Genomic DNA, 14,966 nt, shown 5'->3' with positions numbered 1-14,966 from the left:
AGGCACGAGGCAACGGCGAGCCGCATCGAACCGTCAGCCCAGCCGCCCTGTCACCAGGTCCCACACGATTTCGGCCAGGGCCTCCTTGGGCCCGTGCGGCACGGGGGTCTCGCTGCCGTCGGCACCCAGCACGACGGCCTCGTTCTCCTCGGAACCGAACGTCTTGCGCTCCCCCACCTCGTTCACCACCAGCAGATCGCAGCCCTTGCGCCGGAGCTTCGCCCGGCCGTTCGCGAGGACGTCGTCGGTCTCGGCGGCGAAGCCGACAACCACCTGGTTGGAGCGCGCCCGGTCGGCGGAGATCTCCGCGAGGATGTCCGGATTCCGTACGAGAACGACGGGGTCCGGTTCCCGGCCGTCCTGTTTCTTGATCTTGCCCGCCGCGTAGGTCTCCGGCCGGAAGTCGGCCACGGCGGCCGCCATGACGACCGCGTCGGCGTCCGCGGCGGCCTTCAGGACGGCCTCCCGCAGCTGGACGGCCGTGCCGACCTGGACGACGTCGACCCCGGCCGGGTCGGGCAGGCCGGTGTTCGCCGCGATCAGCGTGACCCGGGCGCCGCGGGCGGCGGCGGTGCGGGCGAGGGCGTAGCCCTGCTTGCCGGAGGAGCGGTTGCCGAGGAAGCGGACCGGGTCGAGGGGCTCGCGGGTGCCGCCGGCGCTGACCACGACATGCCGGCCCGCCAGGTCGGGCTCCCGCACGCCCCTGGCCAGGACCCGGCGGCAGACCTCGAAGATCTCGGCCGGGTCGGGCAGGCGTCCCTTGCCGGTGTCGACACCGGTGAGGCGGCCGACCGCCGGTTCGACGACGACGGCGCCCCGGCGGCGCAGGGTCGCCACGTTCTCCTGGGTGGCCGGGTGCTCCCACATCTCGGTGTGCATCGCGGGCGCGAAGACGACGGGACAGCGGGCCGTGAGGAGCGTGTTGGTGAGGAGGTCGTCGGCGAGACCGTGCGTTGCCTTGGCGAGCATGTCCGCGGTGGCCGGGGCGACGACCACCAGGTCGGCGTGCTGGCCGATGCGGACGTGCGGGACCTCGTGGACGTCGTCCCAGACCTCGGTGGAGACGGGGTGGCCGGACAGGGCGGACCAGGTGGCCGCACCGACGAAGTGCAGCGCGGAGGCGGTGGGGACCACCCGGACGTCATGGCCGGACTCGGTCAGTCTGCGCAGCAGCTCACAGGCCTTGTAGGCGGCGATGCCGCCACTGACGCCCAGAACGACCCTCGGCTTGTCCACCGTCTCTCCCCGTACCTCGGAAAACGTGCGCCGCGGCTCCCGGCGTACGAGTCCATCAGACACCACAGGCCCGGCAGTCGTGCTGCCGGGCCTGTGGAAAAACCTACTGCGAGCCGAAAATACTACTGAGCCGGGCCCTCAACGGCCTCGGAGGTCAGCAGACCGGCGTTGATCTCGCGGAGGGCGATCGAGAGCGGCTTCTCGTGGACGTGGGTGTCCACGAGCGGACCGACGTACTCGAGGAGGCCCTCGCCGAGCTGCGAGTAGTACGCGTTGATCTGGCGGGCCCTCTTGGCCGCGTAGATCACGAGGCTGTACTTCGAGTCGGTGGCCTCGAGGAGCTCGTCGATCGGCGGGTTGATGATGCCCTCGGGCGCGGAGATGGAAGAGGACACGCTCTACCTTCCGATGGATGGGAAAAAAGGGTCATGATCACAGACTCGTGATCACACAACATCCATCAAGGCTAGCAGCTCACGCGCCACGTCCTCGACGGAGGTGTTGACCAGGGTGACGTCGAACTCCGGCTCGGCCGCGAGTTCGATCTTCGCCGCCGCCAGGCGGCGCTCGATGACCTCGGGCGGTTCGGTGCCCCGTCCGGTGAGCCTGCGCACCAGTTCCTCCCAGGAGGGAGGGGCCAGGAAGACCAGGTGCGCCTCGGCCATGGACTCACGGACCTGCCGGGCACCCTGGAGGTCGATCTCCAGGAGGACCGGCTCACCCGACTCCAGCCGCTCCAGCACGGCGGCGCGCGGAGTGCCGTAGCGGTTGCCCGCGAACTCGGCCCACTCCAGCAGTTCGCCGTTGGCGATCAGCTTGTCCATCTCGTCGTCGGTGACGAAGAAGTAGTGGACTCCGTGCTGCTCGCCGGGGCGGGGCCTGCGGGTCGTCGCCGACACCGAGAGCCAGACCTCGGGGTGCTGTTTGCGCATATGAGCGACGACCGTGCTCTTGCCGACCCCGGAGGGGCCGGAGAGCACGGTCAGCCGCGGACGTGCGTCCGGGGGTTCGGGGGTCGTCCCCCGGAGTGTTACTGCCATGCAGCGATTATTCCAGCAATCCCGGAGTGCCCGGGACTCCTGTCCCGCAGGAGCCGGGAATCAGGATCCGGTGCTGCCGAACTCACGCTCCAGGGACGCGATCTGGTTGGAACCGAGACCGCGCACGCGGCGGCTCTCGGAGATGCCGAGTCGCTCCATGATCTGCTTGGCGCGGACCTTGCCCACGCCCGGGAGCGACTCCAGGAGGGCGGAGACCTTCATCTTGCCGATGACGTCGTTTTCCTGACCCTGCTTGATGACCTCGTGGAGCGAGGCGCCGGAGTGCTTGAGTCGATTCTTGACCTCGGCCCGCTCCCGGCGAGCCGCGGCGGCCTTTTCGAGCGCGGCTGCGCGCTGTTCGGGGGTAAGGGGCGGAAGAGCCACGCCTACGTCACCTCGGATGTCGAACTGTCGGATACGGACCGGTGAGGAACCTGGTCGGTCCTCACCTGGTGAGCTTTGGGCAGACACGCCGCCCGTTCACTCTCCGTCGGAGACTAGCGGCCAACTCCCCCGGAGTCAGCGAGAACAGAGGAAAAGTCCTGGTCAGCCTCCGCCAGGCCAGACATTTAGGACATAGTGCCCCGGATTTGAGGATGTATCCAGGCTCAAGTCGCCCCCGGGCCGCCCGACCGGGCCCCCGGTCGGGCGGCCGGCGCCGCTCAGACGGAGGTCACGGCGGCCTTGACCTCTCGCGCGAACCGGTCGACGGCGTCACGCAGAGCGACGACGTCGGGACCGTGACGCAACACACCCCGACTCACGTTCGGTACGACATTGCGCGCGGCGGACCCGAACACCCGCGGCAGATCGGCCGGGGTCGCCCCCTGGGCGCCCACGCCGGGCGCGAGCAGCGGCCCGTTGATGTCGAGGTCGTAGGCCGACAGATCGCCGAGGGTGGCGCCGACGACCGCCCCGAAGGAGCCCAGCGGCTCCTCCCCCGCGTTCTCCGCGGCCAGGTGCGCCAGCATCGTCGCGCCGACGTCGCGGCCGTCGGCCCGTACCGCGCGCTGGACCTCGCCGCCCTCCGGGTTGGAGGTCAGCGCCAGCACGAACAGACCGGCGCCGCTCTCCCGGGCCGCCGCCACGGCGGGCGCCAGGGATCCGTAACCGAGGTACGGCGACACGGTGAGGGCGTCGGAGAACAGCGGGGCGTCCTTGTGCAGGAACGACTCGGCGTACGCGGCCATCGTCGAGCCGATGTCCCCGCGCTTGGCGTCCATCACGACCAGCGCACCGGCCGCCCGTGCCTCCTGCACGGTCTTCTCCAGGACGGCGATCCCGCGCGAGCCGAACCGCTCGAAGAACGCGCTCTGCGGCTTCAGCAGGGCGACCCGGTCGGCCGTGGCCTCGACGACCGTGCGGCTGAACCGCTCCAGGCCGGCGACGTCGTCGTTCAGCCCCCACTCGGCGAGCAGGGAGGCGTGCGGGTCGATGCCGACGCAGAGCGGGCCGCGCTCGTCCATGGCACGGCGCAGGCGGGCGCCGAAGGGCTCCAGGGTCATGCCGTCTTCCTCACGTCGGCGCCGACCGCGTCGGCGAGGGTGGCATAGGGGCTCGTCCGCAGCCGGGCGGCGAGGCCCTTGTGGATCGCGCGGCCCCAGAAGGGCCCCTCGTAGATGAAGGCGCTGTAGCCCTGGACCAGCGTGGCACCGGCCAGGATGCGCTGCCAGGCGTCCTCCGCGTCCTCCACGCCGCCGACGCCCACCAGGGTGACGCGGTCGCCCACGCGCGCGTACAGGCGCCGCAGCACCTCCAGCGAGCGCGCATTGAGCGGTGCTCCGGAGAGACCGCCGGTCTCCTTCACCAGGGACGCCGCCGAGGTCAGGCCGAGTCCCTCGCGCGCGATGGTGGTGTTGGTGGCGATGATCCCGTCCAGGCCCAGCTCGACGGCAAGGTCGGCGACCGCGTCGACGTCCTCGTCGGCCAGGTCCGGGGCGATCTTCACCAGCAGCGGGACGCGCCGTGCGGTCACCACCCGGTCGGCGGCCTCGCGCACGGCGCTCAGCAGCGGCCGCAGCGCCTCGGTGGCCTGGAGGTTGCGCAGCCCCGGGGTGTTCGGGGAGGACACGTTGACGACCAGGTAGTCGGCGTAGGGCGCGAGCCGCTCGGTCGACTTCACGTAGTCGCCGACGGCCTCCTCCTCGGGGACGACCTTGGTCTTGCCGATGTTGACGCCGACCACGGGCTTGAAGACGGGCGTACGGGAGGCCAGGCGCGCGGCGACGGCCAGCGAGCCCTCGTTGTTGAAGCCCATCCGGTTGATGAGCGCCCGGTCCTTCACGAGCCGGAAGAGCCGCTGCTTGGGGTTGCCCGGCTGCGGCTCGCCGGTGACCGTGCCGATCTCCACGTGGTCGAAGCCCAGCATCGACATGCCGTCGATCGCGACGGCGTTCTTGTCGAAGCCGGCGGCCAGGCCGAAGGGGCCGTGCATGCGCAGCCCGAAGGCCTCGGTGCGCAGCTCCTCGTAGCGGGGGGCCAGGGCGGCAGCGGCGAAGGTGCGCAGCACCGGGACGCGGACGGCGAGCCGGATCCAGCGGAAGGCCAGGTGGTGGGCGCGCTCGGGGTCCATCCGCCGGAAGACGAGATTGAAGAAGATCTTGTACATGGTTCCCTCGTGCGGAGGGGGACACCGTTTCCGGTGTCCCCCTCCGGGCTGCTAGTCGCGGGCCGCGGTCAGGTGTTCCGCGTGTTCCTGGAGCGAGCGGACTCCCACGCCCCCGTGGTTGAGGGCGTCGATGCCCTGGACGGCCGCGGCGAGTGCCTGCACCGTCGTCAGGCACGGCACCGAGCGGGCCACGGCCGCCGTACGGATCTCGTAGCCGTCGAGGCGGCCGCCGGTGCCGTACGGGGTGTTGACGATGAGGTCGACCTCGCCGTCGTGGATGCACTGGACGATGGTCTTCTCGCCGTTGGGGCCGGCGCCCTCGGACTGCTTGCGCACCACGGTGGCGTTGATGCCGTTGCGCTTGAGGACCTCGGCGGTACCGGAGGTGGCGAGCAGTTCGAAGCCGTGCGCGACGAGCTCACGGGCCGGGAAGATCATCGAGCGCTTGTCGCGGTTGGCGACCGAGATGAACGCGCGGCCCTTGGTGGGCAGCGGTCCGTACGCGCCCGCCTGCGACTTGGCGTACGCCGTGCCGAAGACGGAGTCGATGCCCATGACCTCGCCGGTGGAGCGCATCTCCGGGCCGAGGACGGTGTCGACGCCGCGACCGGAGGTGTCCCGGAAGCGGGTCCACGGCATCACGGCCTCCTTGACGGAGATCGGCGCGTCCAGCGGCAGTTCGCCGCCGTCGCCGGTGGCCGGGAGCAGCCCTTCGGCGCGCAGCTCGGCGACGGTCGCGCCCAGGGAGATCCGGGCCGCGGCCTTCGCGAGCGGTACCGCGGTCGCCTTGGAGGTGAAGGGGACCGTGCGGGACGCGCGCGGGTTGGCCTCCAGGACGTAGAGGATGTCGCCGGCCATCGCGAACTGGATGTTGATCAGGCCGCGCACGCCGACGCCCTTGGCGATCGCCTCGGTGGAGGCGCGCAGGCGCTTGATGTCGAAGCCGCCCAGGGTGATCGGGGGCAGGGCGCACGCCGAGTCGCCGGAGTGGATGCCGGCCTCCTCGATGTGCTCCATGACACCGCCGAGGTACAGCTCCTCGCCGTCGTAGAGCGCGTCGACGTCGATCTCGATGGCGTCGTCGAGGAAGCGGTCGACGAGGACCGGCCGGCTGGGGCTGATCTCGGTCGACTCGGCGATGTAGGACGACAGCCGGGTCTCGTCGTAGACGATCTCCATGCCGCGGCCGCCGAGGACATAGGACGGCCGGACGAGGACCGGGTAGCCGATCTCGTCGGCGATGGCCTTGGCCTCGGTGAAGGTGGTCGCGGTGCCGTGCTTGGGGGCGGGCAGGCCGGCCTCGGCGAGCACGCGCCCGAAGGCGCCCCGGTCCTCGGCCGCGTGGATGGCCTCGGGCGAGGTGCCGACGATCGGCACGCCGTTGTCCTTGAGGGCCTGCGCCAGACCGAGCGGGGTCTGCCCGCCGAGCTGGACGACGACACCGGCGACCGGGCCGGCCAGCGTCTCCGCGTGCACGATCTCCAGCACGTCTTCCAGCGTCAGGGGCTCGAAGTAGAGGCGGTCGGAGGTGTCGTAGTCCGTGGAGACGGTCTCCGGGTTGCAGTTGACCATCACGGTCTCGTACCCGGCGTCGGACAGCGCGAAGGAGGCGTGGACGCAGGAGTAGTCGAACTCGATGCCCTGGCCGATGCGGTTCGGGCCGGAGCCCAGGATGATCACCGCGGGCTTCTCGCGCGGCGCGACCTCGCTCTCCTCGTCGTAGGAGGAGTAGAAGTACGGCGTCCTCGCGGCGAACTCGGCGGCGCAGGTGTCGACGGTCTTGTAGACCGGGCGGATGCCCAGCGCGTGCCGGACCTCGCGGACGACGTCCTCGCGCAGTCCGCGGATCTCGGCGATCTGGAGGTCGGAGAAGCCGTGCCGCTTGGCCTCGGCGAGGAGGTCGACGTCCAGGCGGTCGGCGGCGGCCAGGTCGTCGGCGGTCTCCTTGATCAGGAAGAGCTGGTCGACGAACCACGGGTCGATCTTCGTGAACTCGAAGACCTCCTCGGGGGTGGCGCCCGCGCGGATGGCCTGCATGACGGTGTTGATGCGGCCGTCGGTGGGCCGTACGGCCTCCCGCAGCAGCTCGTCCTTGTCGCCGGGCTCGCCGACGAAGGTGAACTGGCTGCCCTTCTTCTCCAGCGAGCGCAGCGCCTTCTGGAAGGCCTCGGTGAAGTTGCGGCCGATGGCCATGGCCTCGCCGACCGACTTCATGGTCGTGGTCAGCGTGGAGTCGGCGCTCGGGAACTTCTCGAAGGCGAAGCGGGGGGCCTTGACCACCACGTAGTCGAGCGTGGGCTCGAAGGAGGCCGGGGTCTCCCGGGTGATGTCGTTGGGGATCTCGTCCAGGGTGTAGCCCACGGCGAGCTTGGCCGCGATCTTGGCGATCGGGAAGCCGGTCGCCTTGGAGGCGAGGGCCGAGGACCGCGACACGCGCGGGTTCATCTCGATGACGATGATGCGGCCGTCCTCGGGGTTGACCGCGAACTGGATGTTGCAGCCGCCGGTGTCGACGCCGACCTCGCGGATGATCGCGATGCCGATGTCGCGCAGCCGCTGGTACTCGCGGTCGGTCAGCGTCATCGCGGGCGCGACGGTGATCGAGTCACCGGTGTGCACGCCCATGGGGTCGAAGTTCTCGATGGAGCAGACGACCACGACGTTGTCGTTCTTGTCGCGCATCAGCTCCAGCTCGTACTCCTTCCAGCCGAGGATGGACTCCTCCAGGAGCACCTCGGTGGTCGGGGAGAGCGTCAGGCCCTGGCCGGCGATGCGGCGCAGTTCCTCCTCGTCGTGGGCGAAGCCGGAGCCGGCGCCGCCCATGGTGAAGGAGGGGCGCACGACGACGGGGTAGCCGCCGAGCGTCTCCACGCCCGCGATGACGTCGTCCATGGAGTGGCAGATCACGGACCGGGCGGACTCGCCGTGCCCGATCTTCTCGCGGACGGCCTCGACGACACCCTTGAAGAGGTCGCGGTCCTCGCCCTTGTTGATCGCCTCGACGTTGGCGCCGATCAGCTCGACGCCGTACTTCTCCAGCACACCCTGTTCGTGCATGGAGATCGCGGTGTTGAGGGCCGTCTGACCGCCGAGCGTCGGCAGCAGGACGTCCGGGCGCTCCTTGGCGATGATCTTCTCGACGTACTCGGGGGTGATCGGCTCGACGTAGGTGGCGTCGGCGATCTCCGGGTCGGTCATGATCGTCGCCGGGTTGGAGTTGACCAGGATCACCCGCAGGCCCTCGGCGCGCAGGATGCGGCACGCCTGGGTGCCGGAGTAGTCGAACTCGGCGGCCTGCCCGATGACGATCGGGCCGGAGCCGATGACCAGGACGGACTGGATATCGGTGCGCTTAGGCACGCTGGCCCTCCATCAGGGATACGAAGCGGTCGAACAGGTAGGCGGCGTCGTGCGGGCCCGCTGCCGCTTCGGGGTGGTACTGGACGGAGAACGCCGGCTGGTCGAGCAGCCGGAGCCCCTCCACGACGTCGTCGTTCAGACAGACGTGGGAGACCTCGGCGCGGCCGAACCTGGTCTCGGTGACCCGGTCCAGCGGCGCGTCCACGGCGAAGCCGTGGTTGTGCGCGGTGACCTCGACCTTGCCGGTCGTACGGTCCTGGACCGGCTGGTTGATGCCGCGGTGGCCGTACTTCAGCTTGTAGGTGCCGAAGCCGAGGGCGCGGCCGAGGATCTGGTTGCCGAAGCAGATGCCGAACAGGGGCGTGCGGCGCTCCAGCACCTCGGTCATCAGCGCGACGGGTCCGTCGGCCGTGGACGGGTCGCCCGGGCCGTTGGAGAAGAAGACGCCGTCGGGCCCGACGGCGTACACCTCCTCGGCCGTGGCCGTCGCCGGGAGCACGTGCACCTCGATGCCGCGCTCGGCCATGCGGTGCGGGGTCATGCCCTTGATCCCGAGGTCGACGGCGGCGACGGTGAACCGCTTCTCGCCGACCGCCGGGACGACATAGGCCTCCTTGGTGGCGACCTCCTCGTAGAGGCTCGCGCCCTTCATGTGCGGCTGGGCCTGCACGCGGGCGACGAGGTCGCTCTCGGCCCCGATCGCCTCGCCGGAGAAGATGCCGGCGCGCATCGAGCCGCCCTCCCGCAGGTGGCGGGTGAGCGCGCGGGTGTCGATGCCGGAGATGCCGACGACGCTCTGGGCGGTCAGCTCGTCGTCGAGGGAGCGCTTGGCACGCCAGTTGGAGGGCACGCGCGCGGGGTCGCGCACGACATAGCCGGAGACCCAGATGCGGTCCGACTCGTCGTCCTCGTCGTTCCAGCCGGTGTTGCCGATCTGCGGGGCGGTCGCGACGACGATCTGGCGGTCGTACGACGGGTCGGTGAGGGTCTCCTGGTAGCCGGTCATGCCGGTGGAGAACACCGCTTCGCCGAAGGTCTCCCCCACGGCCCCGTAGGCACGGCCGCGGAAGATCCGGCCGTCCTCCAGGACGAGTACGGCGGGAACCCTGGTGGTTCCCCTGGTGGAGGTCGTCATCGTGCGCCTTCCGTTTCCGTCGGGTTGTCCGTCTTGTCGATCTTGTCGATCATGGAGTTGATGGCCTCGACCCACGCGTGGTGTTCGGCCGCGTGGTCGGAGCGAAAGCCCGAGTCGAGCAGCTTGCCGCCGTGCTCCCAGGTCACCACCAGCAGTCCGCCCTCGGTGAGGACCTTGCCCGCGATGCCCTTGTCGAGCCGGGCCTCGCGCAGCGCCGCGGCCGGGACGAAGAAGTCGGCCGCGCCGGGGCGTACGACGTCCAGTCCCGCGTCCGTCAGGGTGAGCTCGGCCCTGCTGCGGGTGCCCAGGCCGTGCGCCACGATGCGGTCGAGCCACTGCCCGGCGGTGGTGGAGCCGTGGTAGCGCCCGCTCATGGTCAGTTTCGCCTCGCCGGGCTCCGGGGGCGCGTCGGGGAGCTCGGGCAGGTCGCCCTGGAGCGTGCCCCGCCACTTCCAGCCCTCGCGCATCAGCCAGTAGACGAGGGCGACGAAGAGGCCGAGGCCGACCACCCAGCCGATCCGCGCGGCCCAGTCGGTCACCGCGGCCGATTCCTTCTCGGCCGCGAGCAGTAGTGCAGCAGATGTCACGTGAGCTTCCCGTCGACGAGCGTGGCCTTGCCCCGGAGCCAGGTGTGCGTGACACGGCCCGGCAGCTCACGCCCCTCGTAGGGGGTGTTCCGGCTGCGCGAGGCGAAGCCCGCGGGGTCCACGGACCCACGGTATTCCGTGTCGACGAGCGTGAGGTTGGCGGGCTCACCTGCCGAGACGGGACGTCCGTGGCCGGTGGCCCGTCCGATGAGGGCGGGCTTGAAGGACATGCGGCTCGCGACCCCGGCCCAGTCCAGCAGGCCCGTCTCCACCATCGTCTCCTGGACCACCGACAGCGCGGTCTCCAGGCCGACCATGCCCATGGCGGCCGCGGCCCACTCGCAGTCCTTGTCCTCGTGCGGGTGCGGGGCGTGGTCGGTGGCGACGATGTCGATGGTGCCGTCGGCGAGGGCCTCGCGCAGGGCGTGCACGTCCCGCTCGGTGCGCAGCGGCGGGTTCACCTTGTAGACCGGGTTGTAGCTGCGCACCAGCTCGTCGGTGAGCAGCAGGTGGTGCGGGGTGACCTCGGCGGTGACGTCGATGCCGCGGGACTTGGCCCAGCGGACGATCTCGACGGATCCGGCGGTGGAGAGGTGGCAAATGTGCACGCGGGAGCCGACGTGCTCGGCGAGCAGGACGTCCCGGGCGATGATCGACTCCTCGGCCACCGCGGGCCAGCCGCCGAGCCCGAGCTCGGCGGAGACGACGCCCTCGTTCATCTGGGCGCCCTCGGTCAGCCGCGGCTCCTGCGCGTGCTGGGCGACGACCCCGCCGAAGGCCTTCACGTACTCCAGGGCCCGGCGCATGATCACGGCGTCGTCGACGCACTTGCCGTCGTCGGAGAAGACGGTGACGCCGGCCGCCGAGTCGTGCATGGCGCCGAGTTCCGCGAGCTTGCGGCCCTCCAGGCCGACGGTGACGGCGCCGATGGGCTGCACGTCGCAGTAGCCGTGCTCCCGCCCGAGCCGGTAGACCTGCTCGACCACACCGGCGGTGTCGGCCACGGGGAAGGTGTTGGCCATGGCGAAGACGGCCGTGTAGCCGCCGGACGCGGCGGCGCGGGTGCCGGTCAGGACGGTCTCGGAGTCCTCGCGGCCCGGCTCGCGCAGATGGGTGTGCAGGTCGACCAGGCCGGGCAGCAGCACCTTGCCCGCGGCCTCGACGACCTCGGCCCCCTCGGCGGACAGTCCGGTGCCGACGGCCTCGACGATCTCGCCGTCGATCAGGACGTCCTGCGGCTCGCCGCCGAGCACCTTCGCACCACGGATCAGGATCTTGCTCATGTCTTACTTCTCCTCGGTGGTGCGGGCGTGGCTGACGGCGGGTTCGTTGCCGCCCAGGAGCAGGTAGAGGACGGCCATCCGGATGGACACGCCGTTGGCGACCTGTTCGACGACGGTGCAGCGCTCGGAGTCGGCGACCTCGGCGGTGATCTCCATGCCGCGGACCATCGGGCCGGGGTGCATCACGATGGCGTGCTCGGGCATGCGGGCCATGCGGTCGCCGTCGAGGCCGTAGCGGCGCGAGTACTCGCGCTCGGTCGGGAAGAACGCGGCGTTCATCCGCTCGCGCTGCACGCGCAGCATCATCACCGCGTCGGTCTTGGGCAGCGTGCTGTCGAGGTCGTACGAGACCTCGCAGGGCCAGGTCTCGATGCCGACCGGCACCAGGGTGGGCGGGGCGACCAGGGTGACCTCGGCGCCGAGCGTGTGCAGCAGGTCGACGTTGGAGCGGGCGACCCGGCTGTGCAGCACGTCGCCGACGATCGTGATGCGCCTGCCGGAGAGATCCTGGCCGATCCCCGCGTCCCGGCCGACGAGTCGGCGGCGCATGGTGAAGGCGTCCAGGAGGGCCTGGGTGGGGTGCTGGTGGGTGCCGTCGCCGGCGTTGACGACGACCGCGTCGATCCAGCCGGAGGTGGCCAGGCGGTAGGGCGCGCCGGAGGCGCCGTGCCGGATGACGACGGCGTCGACGCCCATGGCCTCCAGGGTCTGCGCGGTGTCCTTCAGGGACTCGCCCTTGGACACCGACGACCCCTTGGCGGAGAAGTTGATGACGTCCGCGGAGAGGCGCTTCTCGGCGGCCTCGAAGGAGATGCGGGTGCGCGTGGAGTCCTCGAAGAAGAGGTTGACGATCGTGCGGCCGCGCAGGGTCGGCAGTTTCTTGATGGGCCGGTCGGCGACCCGGGCCATCTCCTCGGCGGTGTCGAGGATCAGGACGGCGTCGTCGCGGGTGAGGTCGGCGGCCGAGATGAGATGACGCTGCATCTGTCAGGCTCCGTAAGGCAGTTCAGGCGGGGAGATCAAGGGCGTGCAGGGGCACGGCTGCGCGGCGCACGGCACCGGGGCCGCACGCGCGGGTGCTACTGCTGGACGGTCTGCTTCACACCGAGCAGCACGGTGTCGCGACCGTCCTCCTCGGCGAGCTGGACCTTGACCGTCTCCCGCAACGACGTGGGGAGGTTCTTGCCGACGTAGTCGGCGCGGATGGGCAGTTCCCGGTGGCCGCGGTCGACGAGCACGGCGAGCTGGACCGCGCGCGGGCGCCCGAGGTCGTTCAGGGCGTCGAGGGCGGCGCGGATGGTGCGGCCGGAGAAGAGCACGTCGTCGACGAGGACGACGAGCCTGCCGTCGAGGCCGTCACCGGGGATCTCGGTGCGGGCCAGCGCACGCGGCGGGTGCATGCGCAGGTCGTCGCGGTACATGGTGATGTCGAGCGAGCCGACCGGGGTCGCGCGGCCGGTGATCTGCTCGAGCTTGGCGGCGAGCCGCTGGGCGAGGAAGACGCCGCGGGTCGGGATGCCGAGGAGCACCACGTCGTCGGCGCCCTTGGCGCGTTCGACGATCTCGTGGGCGATGCGGGTCAGCACGCGCGCGATGTCGGGGCCTTCGAGCACGGGCCGTGCGTCGGCCTGCCGAGGGTCCTGCGGGGCGTCCTGTCCGGCGGCTTGCCGGACGTCCTGCTTGTCTTGCTTGTCCATATGAAACGGACCTCCTTCTCCGCCTCACGGGACGGACCTTAAAGGACGTCGGATTTGCGCCATCCACGGTAGCAGGCCGCCGGGGCGCGCTCGATCACCCCCTTGGCCCAACGCGTCCGCGCCGTCACGGAAGCGTCGGTGTGGACCATTCGGCTTGACGCAGAAGAATCACGCTGCGTAACCTCACAGTGAGTTACCAGCACGCGGCCGCAGCCGCGTCGACCCAGTGCCGGGGAGCTATATGTCCAGCGAATACGCCAAACAGCTCGGGGCCAAGCTCCGCGCGATCCGCACCCAGCAGGGCCTTTCCCTCCACGGTGTCGAGGAGAAGTCCCAGGGACGCTGGAAGGCGGTCGTGGTCGGTTCGTACGAGCGCGGCGACCGCGCCGTGACCGTGCAGCGCCTTGCCGAGCTGGCGGATTTCTACGGCGTTCCCGTGCAGGAGCTGCTGCCCGGCACCACCCCGGGCGGTGCCGCGGAGCCGCCGCCGAAGCTGGTCCTGGACCTGGAGCGGCTGGCGCACGTGCCGGTCGAGAAGGCGGGCCCCCTCCAGCGGTACGCGGCCACCATCCAGTCGCAGCGCGGTGACTACAACGGCAAGGTGCTGTCGATCCGCCAGGACGACCTGCGCACCCTGGCCGTCATCTACGACCAGTCGCCCTCGGTCCTGACCGAGCAGCTGATCAGCTGGGGCGTCCTCGACGCGGACGCGCGTCGCGCGGTCTCCCACGAGGAGGCCTGACCGCCCCACGGTTGAGCAGAAACGTACCCTCGGGATGGCCGGAACCCATCGGTTCCGGCCATCTCCGTTTCCGTTCCCCCGGTGTTTTCCGGTGCGGACATGCCGGAGGGCCCACAGCGTGTGCTGTGGGCCCTCCGGCATGTCCGCACCCCACCAGGGGTGCGGGGAACCGCGCGACGGCCGCAGACGGCCCGCAGGCCGCGCGGCCTCTGTTCCCCGGCGCTCCCGGCGGAGCTAGTCGCGCCGCAGGGACGGCTTGAGCTCCTTGAACCGGCCGAGCAGGCCGTTGACGAACGAGGGCGACTCGTCCGTGGAGAACTCCTTCGCCAGCTGCACCATCTCGTCCAGGACGACCGCGTCCGGCGTCTCGTCGGCCCAGATCAGCTCGTAGGCGCCGAGACGCAGGATGTTGCGGTCGACGACCGGCATCCGGTCCAGCGTCCAGCCGACCGAGTACTGGGAGATCAGCTCGTCGATGCGCCGCGCGTGCTCCGCGTAGCCCTCGACCAGCTGCATCGTGTACTCGCTCACGGGCGGCTGCCGGGTGTCGGCCCGGGACAGCCGGATCCAGTCCGCGAGGACCGTCAGGACGTCGACTCCGCGCTGGTCGCCCTCGAAGAGGATCTGGAAGGCGCGCTTGCGGGCCGTGTTGCGAGCAGCCACGGTTAGCTGTTCACCCGGCCGAGGTAGTCGCTGGTGCGGGTGTCGACCTTGATCTTCTCACCGGTGGTGATGAAGAGCGGGACCTGGATCTGGTGACCGGTCTCCAGGGTGGCGGGCTTGGTGCCACCGGTGGAGCGGTCGCCCTGGAGGCCCGGCTCGGTCTCCTGCACGACGAGCTCGACGGCGGCGGGCAGCTCGACGAAGAGCACCTCGCCCTCGTGCTGCGCCACGGTGGCCGTGAAGCCCTCGATCAGGAAGTTGGCGGCGTCGCCGACAGCCTTGCGGTCGACCATCAGCTGGTCGTAGGTCTCCATGTCCATGAAGACGAAGTACTCGCCGTCCATGTACGAGAACTGCATGTCGCGCTTGTCGACAGTGGCCGTCTCGACCTTGACGCCGGCGTTGAACGTCTTGTCGACGACCTTGCCGGAAAGCACGTTCTTCAGCTTGGTGCGCACGAAGGCCGGGCCCTTGCCGGGCTTGACGTGCTGGAACTCGACGACGGACCAGAGCTGGCCGCCTTCGAGCTTGAGCACCAGGCCGTTCTTGAGGTCGTTCGTGGAAGCCACGGTTGCGGAATCTCCTGGACTGACGTGGACGACCCCGGGGCACGCA

Annotated in this window: 15 protein-coding genes; 1 reads left to right on the top strand and 14 read right to left on the bottom strand. The window is 70.4% G+C overall.

Features of this window, described 5'->3' with window-relative positions; genetic code table 11:
• Positions 1-33 precede the first annotated feature (33 nt).
• The 12 genes from coaBC to pyrR form a co-directional block, all read right to left on the bottom strand.
• Positions 34-1,236, bottom strand: coding sequence for a bifunctional phosphopantothenoylcysteine decarboxylase/phosphopantothenate--cysteine ligase CoaBC (gene coaBC / locus Saso_RS06140; protein WP_189926144.1), 1,203 nt, complete (start codon positions 1,234-1,236; stop codon positions 34-36).
• Between the two features lie 122 nt (positions 1,237-1,358).
• On the bottom strand, positions 1,359-1,631 hold the full coding sequence (gene rpoZ / locus Saso_RS06135; protein WP_003988945.1) for a DNA-directed RNA polymerase subunit omega: 273 nt from the start codon (positions 1,629-1,631) through the stop codon (positions 1,359-1,361).
• A gap of 51 nt (positions 1,632-1,682) precedes the next feature.
• Positions 1,683-2,276, bottom strand: coding sequence for a guanylate kinase (gene gmk, locus Saso_RS06130; RefSeq protein WP_189926145.1), 594 nt, complete (start codon positions 2,274-2,276; stop codon positions 1,683-1,685).
• Between the two features lie 60 nt (positions 2,277-2,336).
• Positions 2,337-2,660: an integration host factor gene (locus tag Saso_RS06125; protein ID WP_003977346.1), complete on the bottom strand. Its 324-nt coding sequence runs from the start codon at positions 2,658-2,660 to the stop codon at positions 2,337-2,339.
• A 278-nt stretch (positions 2,661-2,938) separates the two neighbouring features.
• Positions 2,939-3,781, bottom strand: a complete 843-nt coding sequence (gene pyrF, locus Saso_RS06120) for an orotidine-5'-phosphate decarboxylase (RefSeq protein ID WP_189926147.1) — start codon at positions 3,779-3,781, stop codon at positions 2,939-2,941.
• A complete protein-coding gene (locus Saso_RS06115) occupies positions 3,778-4,884 on the bottom strand; it encodes a quinone-dependent dihydroorotate dehydrogenase (RefSeq protein WP_189926149.1) in 1,107 nt (368 codons plus the stop codon). The genes pyrF and Saso_RS06115 overlap by 4 nt, the downstream gene beginning before the upstream one ends.
• A 51-nt stretch (positions 4,885-4,935) precedes the next feature.
• Positions 4,936-8,244: a carbamoyl-phosphate synthase large subunit gene (gene carB, locus Saso_RS06110; RefSeq protein ID WP_189926152.1), complete on the bottom strand. Its 3,309-nt coding sequence runs from the start codon at positions 8,242-8,244 to the stop codon at positions 4,936-4,938.
• Positions 8,237-9,379 carry a glutamine-hydrolyzing carbamoyl-phosphate synthase small subunit gene (gene carA, locus Saso_RS06105; protein ID WP_189926154.1) on the bottom strand — a complete coding sequence of 381 codons (1,143 nt, stop codon included), beginning with the start codon at positions 9,377-9,379 and terminating at the stop codon, positions 8,237-8,239. The genes carB and carA overlap by 8 nt, the downstream gene beginning before the upstream one ends.
• The gene (locus Saso_RS06100) at positions 9,376-9,966 is read right to left on the bottom strand and encodes a PH-like domain-containing protein (protein ID WP_189926156.1); all 591 of its coding nucleotides are present in this window, start codon (positions 9,964-9,966) and stop codon (positions 9,376-9,378) included. The genes carA and Saso_RS06100 overlap by 4 nt, the downstream gene beginning before the upstream one ends.
• Positions 9,963-11,249, bottom strand: coding sequence for a dihydroorotase (locus tag Saso_RS06095; RefSeq protein ID WP_189926157.1), 1,287 nt, complete (start codon positions 11,247-11,249; stop codon positions 9,963-9,965). Before Saso_RS06095 ends, Saso_RS06100 begins: the two co-directional genes overlap by 4 nt.
• Before the next feature lie 3 nt (positions 11,250-11,252).
• Positions 11,253-12,233: an aspartate carbamoyltransferase catalytic subunit gene (locus Saso_RS06090; protein ID WP_189926159.1), complete on the bottom strand. Its 981-nt coding sequence runs from the start codon at positions 12,231-12,233 to the stop codon at positions 11,253-11,255.
• A gap of 95 nt (positions 12,234-12,328) precedes the next feature.
• On the bottom strand, positions 12,329-12,946 hold the full coding sequence (gene pyrR, locus Saso_RS06085) for a bifunctional pyr operon transcriptional regulator/uracil phosphoribosyltransferase PyrR (RefSeq protein WP_189926161.1): 618 nt from the start codon (positions 12,944-12,946) through the stop codon (positions 12,329-12,331).
• Between the two features lie 241 nt (positions 12,947-13,187).
• On the opposite strand from pyrR, the gene bldD reads away from it, so the two are divergent.
• Complete coding sequence (bldD, locus tag Saso_RS06080) at positions 13,188-13,688, top strand: transcriptional regulator BldD (protein ID WP_189926163.1); 501 nt, start codon at positions 13,188-13,190, stop codon at positions 13,686-13,688.
• Between the two features lie 234 nt (positions 13,689-13,922).
• Here bldD and nusB read toward each other — a convergent pair whose 3' ends face one another.
• Both nusB and efp read right to left on the bottom strand, forming a co-directional pair.
• Entirely contained in the window at positions 13,923-14,351 is a 429-nt protein-coding gene (gene nusB / locus Saso_RS06075; RefSeq protein WP_189926165.1) for a transcription antitermination factor NusB, read from the bottom strand.
• 2 nt (positions 14,352-14,353) lie between these two features.
• Positions 14,354-14,920: an elongation factor P gene (gene efp / locus Saso_RS06070; RefSeq protein ID WP_020117452.1), complete on the bottom strand. Its 567-nt coding sequence runs from the start codon at positions 14,918-14,920 to the stop codon at positions 14,354-14,356.
• Positions 14,921-14,966 lie beyond the last annotated feature (46 nt).

The sequence above is a fragment of the Streptomyces asoensis genome, assembly GCF_016860545.1.
Taxonomy (GTDB): Bacteria; Actinomycetota; Actinomycetes; order Streptomycetales; family Streptomycetaceae; genus Streptomyces; species Streptomyces asoensis.
The sequence above is the reverse complement of the archived record's forward strand: the minus strand, read 5'-3'. Positions and strand labels throughout refer to the sequence as shown.

What these genes read in the sequence shown, in the direction of transcription:
- Saso_RS06090 (WP_189926159.1), bottom strand. Translation starts at nt 12,233, where the DNA reads ATGCAGCGTCATCTCATCTCGGCCGCCGACCTCACCCGCGACGACGCC.
- bldD (WP_189926163.1), top strand. Translation starts at nt 13,188, where the DNA reads ATGTCCAGCGAATACGCCAAACAGCTCGGGGCCAAGCTCCGCGCGATC.
- Saso_RS06095 (WP_189926157.1), bottom strand. Translation starts at nt 11,249, where the DNA reads ATGAGCAAGATCCTGATCCGTGGTGCGAAGGTGCTCGGCGGCGAGCCG.
- pyrF (WP_189926147.1), bottom strand. Translation starts at nt 3,781, where the DNA reads ATGACCCTGGAGCCCTTCGGCGCCCGCCTGCGCCGTGCCATGGACGAG.
- carA (WP_189926154.1), bottom strand. Translation starts at nt 9,379, where the DNA reads ATGACGACCTCCACCAGGGGAACCACCAGGGTTCCCGCCGTACTCGTC.
- Saso_RS06115 (WP_189926149.1), bottom strand. Translation starts at nt 4,884, where the DNA reads ATGTACAAGATCTTCTTCAATCTCGTCTTCCGGCGGATGGACCCCGAG.
- gmk (WP_189926145.1), bottom strand. Translation starts at nt 2,276, where the DNA reads ATGGCAGTAACACTCCGGGGGACGACCCCCGAACCCCCGGACGCACGT.
- pyrR (WP_189926161.1), bottom strand. Translation starts at nt 12,946, where the DNA reads ATGGACAAGCAAGACAAGCAGGACGTCCGGCAAGCCGCCGGACAGGAC.